General features: G+C 62.8%; 11 protein-coding genes. All 11 read right to left on the bottom strand.

What is annotated here, in order from left to right; translation table 11 throughout:
* The gene (locus tag SPH52_RS19250; protein ID WP_411796680.1) at positions 1-936 is read right to left on the bottom strand and encodes a hypothetical protein; all 936 of its coding nucleotides are present in this window, start codon (positions 934-936) and stop codon (positions 1-3) included.
* A gap of 38 nt (positions 937-974) precedes the next feature.
* Positions 975-1,613: a hypothetical protein gene (locus SPH52_RS19245; protein WP_411796679.1), complete on the bottom strand. Its 639-nt coding sequence runs from the start codon at positions 1,611-1,613 to the stop codon at positions 975-977.
* Between the two features lie 75 nt (positions 1,614-1,688).
* Entirely contained in the window at positions 1,689-3,548 is a 1,860-nt protein-coding gene (locus tag SPH52_RS19240) for a hypothetical protein (protein WP_411796678.1), read from the bottom strand.
* The gene (locus SPH52_RS19235; protein WP_411796677.1) at positions 3,436-4,476 is read right to left on the bottom strand and encodes a hypothetical protein; all 1,041 of its coding nucleotides are present in this window, start codon (positions 4,474-4,476) and stop codon (positions 3,436-3,438) included. The genes SPH52_RS19240 and SPH52_RS19235 overlap by 113 nt, the downstream gene beginning before the upstream one ends.
* A 1-nt stretch (position 4,477) precedes the next feature.
* Complete coding sequence (locus SPH52_RS19230) at positions 4,478-6,466, bottom strand: polysaccharide biosynthesis protein (RefSeq protein WP_411796676.1); 1,989 nt, start codon at positions 6,464-6,466, stop codon at positions 4,478-4,480.
* Positions 6,467-6,495: 29 nt separating this feature from the next.
* Positions 6,496-7,578 (bottom strand): phytase, encoded by a 1,083-nt coding sequence (locus SPH52_RS19225; RefSeq protein ID WP_411796675.1) that lies wholly within the window; start codon positions 7,576-7,578, stop codon positions 6,496-6,498.
* Positions 7,579-7,591: 13 nt separating this feature from the next.
* Positions 7,592-8,749: a hypothetical protein gene (locus SPH52_RS19220; RefSeq protein ID WP_411796674.1), complete on the bottom strand. Its 1,158-nt coding sequence runs from the start codon at positions 8,747-8,749 to the stop codon at positions 7,592-7,594.
* Positions 8,750-8,760: 11 nt separating this feature from the next.
* Positions 8,761-10,563, bottom strand: a complete 1,803-nt coding sequence (locus SPH52_RS19215; protein WP_411796673.1) for an ABC transporter ATP-binding protein — start codon at positions 10,561-10,563, stop codon at positions 8,761-8,763.
* A gap of 6 nt (positions 10,564-10,569) precedes the next feature.
* Positions 10,570-12,825 carry a polysaccharide biosynthesis tyrosine autokinase gene (locus tag SPH52_RS19210; RefSeq protein WP_411796672.1) on the bottom strand — a complete coding sequence of 752 codons (2,256 nt, stop codon included), beginning with the start codon at positions 12,823-12,825 and terminating at the stop codon, positions 10,570-10,572.
* A gap of 41 nt (positions 12,826-12,866) precedes the next feature.
* A complete protein-coding gene (locus tag SPH52_RS19205; RefSeq protein WP_411796671.1) occupies positions 12,867-14,048 on the bottom strand; it encodes a polysaccharide export protein in 1,182 nt (393 codons plus the stop codon).
* Positions 14,049-14,423: 375 nt separating this feature from the next.
* Positions 14,424-14,888 carry a low molecular weight protein-tyrosine-phosphatase gene (locus tag SPH52_RS19200; protein ID WP_411796670.1) on the bottom strand — a complete coding sequence of 155 codons (465 nt, stop codon included), beginning with the start codon at positions 14,886-14,888 and terminating at the stop codon, positions 14,424-14,426.
* Positions 14,889-14,988: the final 100 nt, after the last annotated feature.

The following is a 14,988-nucleotide window of genomic DNA, read 5'->3' as shown; positions in this document are numbered from 1 at the left end:
TCAGTGGCTCCGACGGCGACGCCAGCGGTGATAGAACTCTACCGCCTGCTCACCGAACCACAGCCATATCAGGCGCTGCATCCAACGTGAAGCGAGACGGCGCCCGAGGTCGAGTTCATAGAGGCTTCGATGCCAGAACAATGCCGGGCGATTGCCCGCTATCAGCGCCTGCATCATGCCCAGGTCCCGGCGGTCCTCGAAGGTTCCACGGGAGCGCTTGAAATGGACGACCTGACTGAACGAGACGCAGCGCAGCTCACCCAGGTGAAAATGGCAGGAGGGGTCTTCGAGCATTTCTCGCAGCGTGCGCCCGTGATACCTGCGGTCTCTGTCATTGCGCTTTATTCGCGGCCGCTGCACCCGTTCGGCGGCGAGTGACAGATAGTCGATGTTCTCGGCCTTGCGCAGTCCGTAGAGTTCGAGTACCAGGCTCGTATCAAGCAGGACTTCGTCATGGTGGTAGCGATTGTTGGCCATGAACGAGCGGAAGTAGGAGAGCCTGGCCGAGGTGACGGAGAAGCGCCCCAGGCGAGCAAAGCGCAGGAAATGATTGGCGCTGTCGTCGAGCAGCCAGCGCGCCATCCGGATCGCTTCCTCACCGGCCAGGATCAACCATTCACCGTGCTTGTCCGCCGCCTCGCTGCAGTCGCTCCACCGCGGCATTCGGTAAACCAGCAGTTCGAGCGTGGATGCTCGTCCCGGCATGATGATTTGGGTCAGCGTTTCCAGATTGGCCCTGGCGCGCGGGGTGAGCCGAATGCTCTCGCGATAGCCGGCCTCCTCCACGGCGAACGGAAAACCTTTTGCCCGGGTCCTCGACTTGTTTGGTCTGATGGCCAGCCTCCAGGTAGTCTCGGCCAGCGCCAGGGCTTCAAGAGCTGAACGCCGTGTCATCGGGAGCGTGGGTAAGCTCAGGCCTGCATATGTTGCTTTCATGGCAGTGCTCCCCTCAACTGCATCCCTATGGAATACGATCAGCCAAAGAAGTTATCGCCGATCCACTGATTGCGTTTCGACAGTCGCTTCAAGGTGTCCGGGTCGGGCCTCCAGCCAAGCCCATTCAGGAATTCATCGAGACACTCGAGTGTCATGCTCAACGCCAAGGAAGCGTGGCTCGATTGGCCCTGAAGCGCCTCGAGAATACCGCGGTAATCGTGATCCTTCGGCACCACGACCTTGGCATTCCGCTCACTGTGTTCGGACGGGATGCCGGACAGGTACCCCTTGTGGTAAACGGCGTGGTAGCTCAGCGACAGGAAATGTTCATCGGCTGCCGGTACACGGACGAGCCCATTGACCCGAACGGCGTTGTCCAGCATTTGCCGCGCCTTGGCTGCCGGATAGTAGCTGCCTTGATGATGGTCGGTTCCGGGAAGACCGCTGACGCTATAGATGTCGCAAGGAATGTCCTTGCTCCTGCGATTGACGCTCACACAGGCTGCGAGCTTCTCGGCATCCTCGTCGGCGACGAGAATGTCGACATCTTCGTCCGGCTCGACGTGGGGCAAGGTCTCGAACCAGCGCAGCACGACATAGTCGATCTCCCTCTCCTGCAAGGTCTCGAGGAACCCCGCCACGCCCCTGCGGCCATCGATATATCGCCTGTGCGTCACTGGCTGATGCAACAGGCTCGCATATCGCTGCCTGGCATATCGCTTGAGTCTCTTGAGCAACATACCGCCCCCCGTCTATCGCAGCGCTCCGGCACCGGACGCGCGCCCCTTCAAGAAGCGCCGTAAACGGCGCCGTCCCAGACGCTTCGCGCCTGCCAATGTCATGCCGATCAGCGTGACGTGGCGCACGAGAATCAGCAGCGGGCGTGGAAAGGAATACAGGCACATGAAGCGCGGCAGGCCGGTATAAGGCAGCCAGCGCCGAAGATAAGGGCGGTACTGGGTGGTGGGGGGAATGTCACCGGGAAAGGTGTCCGGTACCGGGTACCAGGCGTAGTTGCCCTTCAACGAATTCCGTTCCTGCCCGGGCTGCAGGTATTCGAAATCGATGACCTTGAGCCCCTTGCACGGGTCATAGATGACATTGTGCGGATTGAAATCGATACATTCGTATCCGAGACGCCGGTAGTGCAGGATGAGCGAGCGCAGACGTTCGATGGCCCATATCGGCAGCAGCCCATGAGGGTAGAACAGCGGCTTTGGCGAAAGAATGCTCGGCAGGCTGTTCTCATACCACTCGAACACCAGGTACGAGGGGCCTACCGCCAGGATCTGCGACACCTCCGGCAATGAGCTGCCCAGCTCCCGCGCCTTGACTTCACGTTCCAGAAAGCGCTCCCGGCCCGGCCGGAAGGTCTTGCAGATCGCCTGGCGGCCATGGAAGTCGATCAGCTCCACCTTGGCCCGACGCGCATGCTTGCTCAGGTCGGCCAGGACAGGAAAGGGCGTGACGAAGGCCTCGTTGCGCTGCCGGGCGCTGGCCAGTACCTCCTCCATTCGCTCGGGCGCCACCACACCGAGATACTCCGCCGCCTGCATGGCGTTGTCGGAAGAGTGGACGGGATTGCAATGCTGCGAGGCGGGGACGCCACGGTTGACCTGCCGGCGCATCTGTTCCTTCACCGCGAACACACGGGCGTTGTCCACCATTTCGGAAGCGCCCGAAGCCTTCGAGGGCGAGCGGTCGGGGTAGACGTCATGTGCCACGAGCAAGCGGGAGGGCAAGCCGCCGCTGCAAGGAAACGGACCACGCCCCCAGTTGCCGCCGCGGATCTGATCGGCCACCTCGTCGCGATGAGCCCCTTCGATCGGCATGTCGCAAAGCACATCGAAGCCATGGCGGGTGAGCGTGCCCCGCAAGGCGTCGAGGTGTGCCAGCCCACGCTCCCGAATCAGAAAGACTGCCAGGCCCGGCACACTGTCATGAACGGAATCCTGCAGCCGTGACTTGAGCCAGGGATTGACGCCGGACAGCTTGAGCATGGTGTCCGAGAAAGGCGACCAGCCCGCCGCGGCAAGCCGGTCGTCCAACTCCTCGAGGCCGAAGCGCTGCGATAGCGGCCACAGGCCACAGCGAGCATTCAACGCCTCGATGACCTGAACATACGGCGAGGTCGCGCTGTCTTCGCCAACAGCGGTATCGCTGGCCAGGCCGCTGGCCGGGCCGAGGTGGTAAACCGCCTCGGCGCTTATCACCATCAGCCGCTGGGCATCGCTGGCAAGCCGGGGTGCCGGCTGCGCGCGCACCGCGTCCAGCAGCTCGCGTGAGCGGCGAACCGGCAGATAGGCCACCCCGTTGCGGTCGCTGCCCCGCAACCCTCCGACACTGTAGAGGGTACAGCGAAGATCGCCAGGGCGTGCCCTGGAGCGCAGCAACCCCGCTATCTTCGGCAGCCCGTCGTCGGCCACCAGCAGCACGATATCCTCACCGCTGGGCCAGGCCACCTCGGCCCCTGGCCAGTGCAGGAAGGTGTGATCGATGTCACGCTCCACCAAGGTGGCGGCCAACGTCTCGAAACCCACTGACCCGGCCACATAGAGCTGTCGATGATCGCGACGCTTGCCCCCTAACTTCCGGAATAACTTGCTCCACATTTTCGCCCATCTCATCACGGGGACCCTCTTGGTAGCGACGCTCGTCAGACCCTGTCATCAGGGCGGGAGGCGCCGTTCTCTCGATGAAGCAGTCGTCGAAAACCTTGAGCGCGGCCGACGGCTTGAACAGGCCGGAAGAGACTCCCGGCCAGAGCATGACGTCCTGCCTGCGCACGAAGTGCTCGACCCGGATGGGTACACGAGCGTTACCTAAAGCACTGATCACGGCGTAGCGATGCTGACCTACCAGCACCTGCCAGCGCCAACGACCGTCGGGATGGCTAAGCACGAGGGCGCGAATGTCGCCATCGGTGCCGTCGTGGCGGCGAACGCCGTTGACACGCACCGATTCCAGCACCCGCGCCAGGCGCTCGACCTCGACATGCAGCTTGAGCTCGCTCACCGGCCCGCAGAACTTCCAGCCGGCTTCGACGCCGAGCGGCTTGCCGAGTACGCGCGCATTTTCGCGCCCCTCGGCGCGCCGCCGCTGGACACGCTTCTGCTCCAAGCCGAGCGGATCCCAGGGCCAGGGGGTGAGCCACGCAGGCAATTCCGCCAGGCCACCGGCCTCACTCTCGTCGAGACCGAGGAACTCGGCCGCCGAACGGGGTTGCCAATCGCGGTAGAAATTCTTCAGCGCCTTACGGATCAGCGCCCGTTCATGGCCGGGGCTGGCCAGGGCCTGCTGCATCACGGTGGCGAGCGGACGCGGCCGGTCGAAAGGAAAGTTGAGAAAGCCAAAGCCCCACTCCACGGGAGCGTCAAGTAGCAGGCGACGCCCCGGGTGACGATAGCTGAGCAGCAGCGGATTTCCCTCGTGGTTGCGCGCATCGATGGGCGCAAAGCGTTTCATCGACTGCAGATGGAACCCCATGGCTTCCACCTTGCGGATGAACCAGAGTTTAAGCAGCAGTGGTTCGATTCGCATTTCACCCCCCCTTGGTCAACGGGCTCAGCCTAGGCACCTGGCGGGCACCTGGAATTCGACTCGGCTGAGCGGGGTACGGGGCTGTCGTCAACAGCCGAGCCTGACGCTCTCTCCAGATCAGGTCCGCCAATCCATCGGTCGGCCGATAGTCCAGTGGGGCCGCCTGCAACAGTTGCCGTACGCTCGAGTGGTCGGCGCTGGCCAGAGCCCGCTCGAGCCGGTGCAGGAAGGCTTCGAGCATTGGCCATTCCCAGTAGCGCTCGGAGCTGGTCAGGATCCGGTCGTGGCAGGTCCGTGCCGCCGCCCCGCCGATCAACAACTCCTCGAAGAGCTTCTCACCCGGTCGCAAGCCGGTGTAGATGATCTCGATATCGCCGCCAGGGCGCCGTTCGTCCTTCACCGTGAGGCCGGAGAGTCGAATCATGTTCACCGCGAGGTCACGAATGCGCACCGGCTCGCCCATGTCGAGCACGAACACCTCCCCACCGCTGCCCATGGCTCCGGCCTGGATGACCAGCTGCGCCGCCTCGGGAATGGTCATGAAATAGCGAGTGATATCGGGATGGGTGACCTCGACCGGCCCACCCTGCTCGATCTGTTGGCGAAAGCGCGGCACCACCGAACCGCTCGAACCCAGCACGTTGCCGAAGCGAACCATGCAGAAGCGGGTCTGGCTGCCGGCGCGAGAGAACGCCTGGCAAATCAGCTCGGCCAGGCGCTTGGAGGCCCCCATGACATTGGTCGGCCGCACGGCCTTGTCGGTGGACACCATGACGAAAGTGGCCACCCCTCCCTGCATCGCTGCCTGGGCCAGCTCGAGCGTGCCGAAGACGTTGTTGCGCAGGCCTTCGACCAGGTTGTACTCCACCATCGGCACATGCTTGTAGGCCGCAGCATGGTAGACGGTATGCACGGCGAAGGTGTCGAAGATCGTGGTCAGGGCATCGTGGCTCTGGACCGAAGCCAACAGCGGCTTGAGTTCGATGCCCGCTGCCACGGCGGGATGTCGCAGCAACTCCTGCTCGATGGCAAAGAGAGCAAACTCGCATTTGTCGAGCAGCAGCAGTCGCGCTGGCTGCTGGGTCAGGATCTGGCGGCAAAGTTCGCTGCCGATCGACCCGCCCGCGCCGGTCACCATGACCGTCTTGCCCCGGATCTCGGCATCCATCAGGTCGGAGAAGGGCGGCACCGGCTCCCTGCCCAGCAGGTCTTCCAGCGCCACGTCACGCACTTCCGAAATGCTTGCCCGACCGGAGATGACGTCAGCGCTGCCGGGGATGGTCTTGACGGGTACGGACAGTGCGGAAAGTCGCTGCAGGATCTCTCGGCGCCGGCAACGCGGCGCACTGGGAATGGCGAGCAGCACCATGTCGGCCTTGTACTCTGCGATCAATGCCGCCAAGGCAACCGGCTGATGTACTCGCAGCCCTTCGACCAGGGTGCCGTTCAGGCCGCGCCAGTCGTCGACGAAGGCGACCGGCTCGTACTCGCTGCCATGACGCAGGGCCGCCACTAGCTCGCTCCCGGCCGCACCGGCACCGTAGATCACTACCGGCCGCCGCTTGCAGCGCTGGCTATGGAGATAAAGCTCACGCAGCACGAACCGCACACCGCCCACACCCAACAGCACCAGCAAGGCATAGGTGATGACGATGGGCAGCACCAGTTCGGGCCCCTTCAACCGCGTGACCAGCAGTACGACCAAGGCCGACGCCACCACCGCCAATGCGGCGATCAATACGGTGGTGTGATTCATGTAGCGGATCACCACCCGATACAAGCCCAGCCAATGGAACAGCACGATACTGGTCACGGCGACGATCAGGCTGGTCGACCACAGTTCCAGATCGATCAATGGCACCAGGCTTTCCCGGTGAAGCACAGCGGCCAACAGCAAACCGGTGACGACGATCAGTCCGTCGATCGCCACCAGCACGCGTCGTTTGACGCAGCGTGGTAATACCAGCAAAGGCTGCAAGGAGATGTGCATGGCTCTCTTCCCTCTGAATGGTTTCCCGGTCATGGCCGACCGGGAAGCTCCAGGGCCGACGCGACCTGCGCCCAATCGAGATATTTGAAGTTCTGGTTCTGCGATGCATTCCTGCCGCTCTGCACCACGACCAGACCCGTGGCGAAGCGCTCTCCGAAGTTGTGCGAACTGACCTCGAGCCCATCGGTCTCGCGTACGCTGCCGATCCCCCTTTCCTGGTCCTCGTCGATGCGGAAGACACCCCGTAGGCGATAGGGAGGGGCGGCATCGAGCACGGCGAAGCGATGGTTACCCTGGCTGGAAACGATCAAGTACTGGTCGCCATAAAGTGCCAACCCTTCGATATCGGGCTCCAGCGGCTCTTTCGCCTCGATGACGACTTCACGGCTGGTTCCCGCCTCCGGATCCGCCTGCATGACCCAGACGCCAAAAGCCTCCTCGCCGACGAACAGCAGGGAACGGGCATCGTCCGCCACGCAACCCTCGGGCTGGGAGTCCAGCCGGAAGGATCGCAGCAGCTCGACATGGGGCTCGCCCTGGGTCATTCCCAGGCGATGCTGGAGATAGCTGCCATCCTTGGCATTGGTGAAGACGTGCAGTTCATCGCCGTGGCGATAGAGGCAGGTACCGTAGATCCCCTCCAGGCCGGTAGGCACCAGGCCGACCAGGCTCACCTCACCGACCGGGTCGATCTCGAACACTGCCAGGCTCTCGCTATCGCGGTGGGTCGCCACGGCAATGTCCATGCTCCGCCCGTCGAGGTACACGTCCTGGCGCAGGTCGACATTGTTGAGCCGGCCCACCGGCAGCGACTGCAATCGCTGCCCCTCCAGGTCGTACACCTCCAGGCCACGCTTCTTGTCGGTACCCAGCACTCGGCTCTGCCCCGGCGCTTCGCCGTTGTACCAGATGGCAGGATCGTCGGCGGCATCGCCGCTGCTCTCCACCGGCACGGTCTCGCCCTGAGCGCTGATGACAGCCAAGGGTTGCGTCGCAGCCGGCATGGGTGGTGAGCCGAGCCACATCAGCGCATAGACAGCGCCAAGTGTCACCGCGACACCGGCCAGTTGACGGTAAAGCCGCCTGCTCGGCCTGTAGTGCGAATTGCCCATGGCTTCCTCCCAGTCACCAGCGTTCGAGCTCCGGCTTTCCCGGGACATCTACGACAACATCCTTGAGCCTTATCCAGCCCTGCCCATAGAGATGCCAGCAAACCGCCAACATCATCCAGAACAGGGTCGAGCGAAGCCCATTGTGGGTAAGCGAATAGATCAGCGGCCCCGCCACTCCCAGCCAGACGTAGGGCGGCGCCCTGCGCAGCGCGAGGAAGATCACTGCCAGGAACAGTCCGAACCCCGGGATGCCATAGGCGAACAGCATATTGGCGTAGGAGGAGTGGATCTCGCTGCTGTGGTAGGGAACGAAACGGCGACGCTCGCCCTCGGCTGCCCCCAGGATGGCGTACTCGGGGAAGTTGGCCAGCCGATCGTACTTGCGCTCCTCGTAGGCGTTCTCCACCTTGTCCGGGGCGCGATCCATGCGCGACTGCAGGTTGCTGCGCACCTGGCCATCCGAGCTCAGGTTTACCATCAGCACCACCACCAGGATCAGCGGCGCCACCAGCAGCAGCCTAGCGAAGCGGCGCAGCCGGTCCATGTTGGCCACGACCCAGCCGCTCCCGACCAGCACCGCGCCGCCCATGGCGCCGAGCGAAGAGGCCGCCAGGATGCTGACCACCGCTGCCACCAGGCCGGCCAGCATCAGTGGCCGCAACGGCGGGCGGAAGTCGTCGAGCAGCATGAGGACGACGATGCCGCACAGCGAGAAGTAGGCGAGCTGGTTGGGGTTGTTGAAACTGCCCGTGGTGCGGTTCGCCCCCCCCCCCAGCTGCAGCAGTACCTGGCTTGCCGCCACCAGCAGGGCGATGGAGAGCGCGTTGCGGATCAGACTGCGTCCCATTTCTCCGGATACGCTGAGAAAACGCAGCAGCGCCATCCCCACCAGGAAGTTGAAGAAGTAGAAAGCGGGGTAGATGAAGAAGGCGGTGCTCTCCATGACCAGCGCCCAGCCCAGGCAGACCAACAGCACCCATAACACCATCAGGGCCCAGCACAGGGCGAAGGAGGAGGCCGCAAGGCGCTTGTCGCCGAGGGCCAGCAGCGTCATCAGCAGGGCGAAGCCAAGCAGCAGGAAGTCGGCAGGTTGAGGCTGGCCGCTGGGAAAGACATACAGGCTCGCCAGGCTCAATCCGAAGAACAGCAGCGTGGTAGCGATCAGGTGCATGGCTATGCGCTCTAGAGGTTGGCCATCATGCGGAACGTGACGTTGCGCGCGACCAGTTCGTCATAGGTGCCGCTGTCGACGACACGACCCTGATCGAGCATGTGGATCACGTCGCAGTTCTTCACGGTGGTCAGGCGGTGGGCGATCATTACCAGCGTCTTGCCGCCGGCGATGGCATCGATGTCGGCCATTACCCGCTGCTCGGTAATGCCATCGAGCGCACTGGTCGCCTCATCGAGCACCAGCACGCTCGCGTTGCGGTAGAGCGCCCGGGCAATGCCGATGCGCTGGCGCTGCCCGCCCGAGAGCTGCACACCGCGCTCCCCGACATGGGTCTCGAGCCCCTCCGGCAGGGAGGCGAGAAGCTCATCGAGCTGAGCCATGCGCACGGCCTCTTCGGCCCGGCCCACGTCGATCTCATCACGCGGCACACCAAAGGCCACATTTTCGAGGATGGTGGCATCGGCCAGGAAGATGTGCTGAGGTACGAACCCGATACTGGCCTGCCAGCGCAGCAGGGTAATCTCGGTCAATGGCTTTCCATCTACCAGGATGCGCCCCTGCTGTGGCTCGATCAGTCCCAGCAGCAGGTCGACGGCGGTGGACTTGCCCGAACCGGACTCGCCGACCAGCCCCACCCGGGAGCCAACGGGAATGGTCAGGCTAAGGCCGTTGAGCGCTGCCACGCGCTTGCCCGGATAGTGGAAATGCACGTCGTCGAGCCGGATGCTGGTTGTCGGCACCAGCGGCGGCACCGTACTGCCCGTTCCAGCGGCTTCGGCCTCGGCATGGGCATGGCTTGCAACCAGGTCGTCACGAATCGTCTCGTAGGCCGCCATGTTGCCGCGGATATTGGAGATGGAGGAGTAGATCTTCTGGTAGGCGGGCAGCATCTTGAAGCCAGCCAGCGCATAGATCGACAGGGCCGGCAGGATCGTGCCCAGATTGCCCTGATGGGCATTCAACAGATAGAGCACCAGCAGGATCACCGAACCGAAGGCGACCATCTCGATGGCGTAGCGGGGCGCCTCACTGAGTCCCTGAGTCACTCCCTGGCCGCGTGCCACCTGCTGGCTGGCCTTGTCGAACTGACGCGTAAAAGTCGCCTGGCGACGCAGCAGCAACAGGTCCTTGATACCACCGAAGCCTTCCGTCATCAGCTTGAAGCGCTTGGCCTGGGAGCGCGACACGCGGCGGCCATTGGAGATGAGGAAGCGCCGCACCGTCTTGTACAGCAGCAGGTAGGTGACAATGAATATCACGATGCCGCTGGCAGCCACCACCGGGTTGTAGATAAAGATGGTAAGCGTCATGCACGTCACCATCACCAGCTTGGCATTGAGCTGCATGAACGGGTTGATGATTTTAGTGGTAACTCGCTGGACCTCCTGGGAGGCGCGATTGATCAGCCGGCTGCTGCTGCCGCCGGCATGGAACAGCCAGGGCTGGTGAAGGTAGTAGCGATAAAGCCGGCTGGAGAGCTCGGCGCCCACTCGGGCACCGTAGAGCGACAGCCGCCAGGTGGTGTACATGGAGAACAGCGCTGCCACCAACAGCACCAGGAGTACGCTGGCTCCCAGCAAGGTAAGGAAGCGCTCGGGGCTTTCCAGGCCGCTCCACTGATAGGCCTGGGCCAGCCAGCCCTCGCCCTGCAATCGGCTCATATCTCCCACTACCGACATGAAAGGGCCGATGGCAATGACGCTGGCGATCTCGGCGAAAGCCATGATGACGATCAAACCCTGCAGCCGCAGCAGGCGTCGACGCTGGCCCGGGGTCAGCAGCGAATAGAGTTCGCGTAGTTGAGTCACCATCTCCGGTCACCGGTAGGCATAAATATAGTTGCCGTAATGACCGTAGCGATTGCTGGTCGGCTTCTCCAAACCGTTGAGGATCGCGCCCTTGAGCCGTACCCCCGCACTTTCCAGCCTGCGCTTGGCCGCCTTGATCTCGGCGGGTGGGTTGATGCCGAAGCGCACCACCAGCAGGCTGGTGCCGGCCAGCTTGCCGACGACAGCGGCATCGGTGACCGCCAGTACCGGCGGCGTGTCGATCACCACCAGGTCATAGATCCCGCTCATGGCCTGGAGAAAGTCGTGGAAGCTGCGCTGCATCAACAGCTCGGACGGGTTGGGCGGCACCGTGCCCCGGGCTACGTAATCCAGCCCCTCCACTTCGGTGGCACGGATCGCCTCGCTACGATCGATACGCTGGGCCAGCAGCTCCGACAGTCCTGGCACTCCCTTGTCATGGAAGGCGTGGTGCAAACGACCGCGGCGCATGTCGGCATCGATCAGCAGCACCTTTTGACCGGCCTGTGCGCACACCGCGGCCAGGTTGGCCGCCACGAAGCTCTTGCCCGCTCCCGGCCCTGCGCCCGCGATCATCAAGCGATTGTTGCCTGCTTCCAACATGGCGAAGTAGAGGCTGGTACGCAGGCTGCGCAGTGCCTCGACCGCCAACTCGGTGGGGTCGGCAACTGCCAGCAGGCCGCGGAAGACATCCTGTTGCAGCTTCGATCCGGCCGGCCGGATGCGCCGCGTGAGCTTGGCCTGCTCGGCGGAAGCGGGCAGCGTGGCATAGACCGGCAAGCCCACCTCCTCGAGCTGGTCGGGGCTCTTGATCGCCTGGCTCAGCAACAAGCGCAGGATGACACCCAGCGCTGCCAGCAAGGCACCGACCAGACCGCTGACCAGGGTGGTAAGCGAGACGCGCGGTGAAATGGTACCCGGCTGCATTTCGGCATTGTCGAGAATCCGTACGTTACCTACCGTACCGGCCTTCAGCAGGCGCATCTCCTGGCGCTGATTGAGCAGCTGTACATAGACCTGCTGGTTGACCTGGGTGTCCCGGGTCAAGCGCAGCACCTCCTGCTGGGTCTCGGGGAGATCGCCGATCAAGGCGTCGAGCCGCTCACGTTCGGCCTGCAGCTGCGAGCGTTGCCGCAGCAGCGCCTGGTAGTTGGGGTGGGTCGGCCGGAAACGCTCGGCCAGATTCGCTTCGGCCAAGGCAAGCTCGGTCAACTGGTTTTCGACCGCCACCAGCCGGCTGAGCAGATTCTGGGTTTCGAAGCTGAGATCCACGGAGTCGCGCTGGGAACGGTAGGCGTTGAGCTCATTTTCCGCCTCGGTCAGCTGTACGTTGACCTGGGGGATCTGTTCGTCCAGAAAGGCAAGCTGCTTCTCGGCCTCCTCAGACTGACGCTGTACGTTCTGGGTCAGGAAAACCCCCGTGATGGTGTCCAGCGTCTGCTGGGTCAGGCTGCGGTCGGTCCCGCTCAGGAACACCTGGTAGACACCCGAATCCTTGCCGCGCGGCATGATCATGAAGCGCTGCTGGAGCTGGCTGATCGCGCTCAGCCTGGAAACGCGCCGGACCTCGAACTCGGCGCCCGGATGGGCGCTCAGCTGGCTGACGAAGAGGCGATAGCCCTGTTCGTTCATCACGGTCTCGCCGGCACGGCCGAGAAGCAATGTCGTGCCATCCAGCAGCAGTTCGTAAGTGTCTTCACCCGTGACTCTCAGGGTGTGCTGAAGCCCCTCCCGCTCTGCCGGCAGCTCGAAACGCGAGATACGCAAGGACTCTCCCGCCCAGACATAGGGTGTGCCCAGCGACTCCTCGCCATCTTGCAACCGTTGACGCAGGAACCCAGGTGTCAGGCTCTCGAACCAGCCGCGCCGGAAGCCATGGTTGACCAGGAAATCGCCTACCCAAGGCATCCGGCGAGGCTCGATGCGAACCGTCAAGTCGAGCCGATCGACGGTTTCTCCCATAACCATGCGCGACTGCAGGATTTCAAGCTCAGCCGCCGTTGGATTTCCAAACTGCTCTCCTCCTGCCAGGGATTCGAGCAGGCCCAGCATCGCGCCGCGGTTCTCGACCTGGATCAAGGCATCGGACTGATAGATACGAGGCTGAGAGCTGGCATGGAAATACCCTGCCAACATGAACACGACAATAACGGTCAGAATGAGAAATTTTCTGTCGATCAATGCATCCAACAGTTTCCTCAGACTGATATCGCCGCCCTCGGCAGGCGCCTGGGGAGCCGTGGGAGGGTTGGGAAAAATCGTCATGAGCGGTTCCCTCTCATCGCGTGATCAGTCAAGCCTTTGGCTTACAAATCACCCGTGTTGTTTATGGATCTGGCCAAATCCCCAGGGAGCGTTACCGAAGGTAGAAGTAGCGAGATGACGTTGTTCCAGCGTGCCAGCGGTGCGGATGTGACGTAGATGACATCCTGGGGATTCAGCGGAAAGCGGGTGCCCAGCATCAAGCGAGTCGCATCGCTGATATCCAGTTGATAAACCGTGGCCAACTTCTCGCTTTCCGGCGGGTTTCCGCGCACCACGAAGATACCGGAGGGCTGTGCACGGCTCTCGTTGACACCACCGGCGCGGGCCAGGGCATCGGTCAGCGACAGGCGCTCGTTGCCCAGGGCAATGGCGCCGGGCCTCAACACCTGGCCGAGCACGACCACGTTCTGGTTCTCGGAAGTGGGCACGTGAACGAGGTCACCGTCACGCAGCAAGCGGTTCTGGGTCAGATCCCCTTGGCGCAGCATGGCATACAGGGAGATGCTCTCTTCGCGTCCATCGCGAGTGAGTACAACGTTGTGCCAATCGGCATTGGGTCGAGCGCCGCCGGCTTCGCTGATAGCGTCGAGGAGAGTCAGCGGCACGATGGTCAGCGGCTGCGCTCCAGGACGTTCCACCGCTCCGCTGACATAGACCTTCTGCGAGCGGAACGCGGCAATTCCGACTTCCACCTGCGGCTCGGTGATCACATTCGAGAGCCGCCGACTGAGCATGCCGCGCAACTCCTCGAGCGTCATGCCCGCCACCTGCACGCGCCCCACGTAGGGGTAGAACATGGTGCCGTCGGGCCGCACCCGATTCCCGGTCTCGGATGCCGCACGCTCACTGCCAGCGGGTATGGTCAGTTCCGGATGGTCGTAGACAATGACACTGAGCACGTCGCCGGGACCGATGCGATACTCGTAAAGCTGGAGGTCGCGCTGAAGCTCGGGAGGCAGCGGGCGCGAGGCGGGCTCGACCATACGCATTCCCATGACCAGCTCAGGCGTTATCGGCTCTATGTCGACGCGGGAGTCAAGCGACTCCTCCAGCCGGTTCTCGTTGATATGGCCGCCAGGAGAGTATGCGCACCCGGCCGCTAGCAGCAGCACGAGCAACACAGCCAACGCCCCGGTGAACCTCGCTGCCCCTGTCACCAGCGATTGGCCGTCCGACTCTGCGAGTACCCAAGCGCTGTTTCTGTCTTCTGTACACGTTGTCATTGTTCCATCCCCCGCGGGACCCCATAGACACGCTACCGCCCCGGATTTCACTGGCAGTCATCCGAAGACCTGTTTTTTCTTCTTTTCCCAGCCTCATCGACAGCGACCTGTAATTTACATTTGGTGACATTTACGAAAAAGCCACCATGACGCTTTGATGAAGCAAAAGATACATTCAGGTTACATTGGCGTTTCGATGCCACCAGATGGTTTTTACCTCAGCCTCGTGCTGAAAATCGGTGGCAAAAAAAGGCTCAGGAGAAGCAGCAGAAACTGCGCTGGACGCATGAGAAAAATCAGATGTGAAAATTAGACAGGCGTACCCTTCGCAGGAGAAAAATCTCCTGTTACGAAAAGACGACAAAGAGTTGAATATCAGCCTCGAAGAGGGCTACCAGTGATTGACAATCGCTGAATCCACTGATTGCAGGCCTCATCGATGAGTTGGTGGGCCCGTTGGAACGCCTCCGCAGGACGGCGGTAAGGATCGGGGATGTCGAGCCCCTCCCCCTGTGCCAGCCAGTAACCCAGGCGCATGACCTTGCCAATTGCCTGCGGCCAGCGCTCGGAGATCATGCGTCGCTGCTCGTCGCTCATCACCAGGACCAGATCGGCCTCAGCCAGGTGCTGGGCATCGAGCTGCCGCGCCGAGTGGCCGGAAACATCGAACCCTGCGGATTCGGCAAGCGCGCGCGCGCTGGGCTCGACACCCTGGCCGACCAGGGCGGTCAATCCTGCCGAACTCACCTGACAGTGGGGCAAGCGCTGCTGGAGCATCGCTGCGGCCACCGGGCTGCGACAGACGTTACCGCGACAAACCACCAGAATGGAGCGGATCATGAGCGTAGTACACTCGACATGAACGGATTTGAGGGAGCCTTGCCAGGACTATCATAGCGCCCGGCTCCCGGGAGTGGAAAAACCCTGCCGCCTGGCTCAG

It is taken from the genome of Halomonas sp. A29 (assembly GCF_046723295.1).
In the GTDB taxonomy this organism is placed as follows: Bacteria; Pseudomonadota; Gammaproteobacteria; order Pseudomonadales; family Halomonadaceae; genus Halomonas.
Note: the sequence above shows the minus strand (reverse complement) of the source record. Positions and strands in the feature narration are given on the sequence as shown.

What these genes read in the sequence shown, in the direction of transcription:
- SPH52_RS19250 (WP_411796680.1), bottom strand. Translation starts at nt 936, where the DNA reads ATGAAAGCAACATATGCAGGCCTGAGCTTACCCACGCTCCCGATGACA.
- SPH52_RS19240 (WP_411796678.1), bottom strand. Translation starts at nt 3,548, where the DNA reads ATGTGGAGCAAGTTATTCCGGAAGTTAGGGGGCAAGCGTCGCGATCAT.
- SPH52_RS19235 (WP_411796677.1), bottom strand. Translation starts at nt 4,476, where the DNA reads ATGCGAATCGAACCACTGCTGCTTAAACTCTGGTTCATCCGCAAGGTG.
- SPH52_RS19230 (WP_411796676.1), bottom strand. Translation starts at nt 6,466, where the DNA reads ATGCACATCTCCTTGCAGCCTTTGCTGGTATTACCACGCTGCGTCAAA.
- SPH52_RS19225 (WP_411796675.1), bottom strand. Translation starts at nt 7,578, where the DNA reads ATGGGCAATTCGCACTACAGGCCGAGCAGGCGGCTTTACCGTCAACTG.
- SPH52_RS19220 (WP_411796674.1), bottom strand. Translation starts at nt 8,749, where the DNA reads ATGCACCTGATCGCTACCACGCTGCTGTTCTTCGGATTGAGCCTGGCG.
- SPH52_RS19215 (WP_411796673.1), bottom strand. Translation starts at nt 10,563, where the DNA reads ATGGTGACTCAACTACGCGAACTCTATTCGCTGCTGACCCCGGGCCAG.
- SPH52_RS19210 (WP_411796672.1), bottom strand. Translation starts at nt 12,825, where the DNA reads ATGACGATTTTTCCCAACCCTCCCACGGCTCCCCAGGCGCCTGCCGAG.
- SPH52_RS19205 (WP_411796671.1), bottom strand. Translation starts at nt 14,048, where the DNA reads ATGACAACGTGTACAGAAGACAGAAACAGCGCTTGGGTACTCGCAGAG.
- SPH52_RS19200 (WP_411796670.1), bottom strand. Translation starts at nt 14,888, where the DNA reads ATGATCCGCTCCATTCTGGTGGTTTGTCGCGGTAACGTCTGTCGCAGC.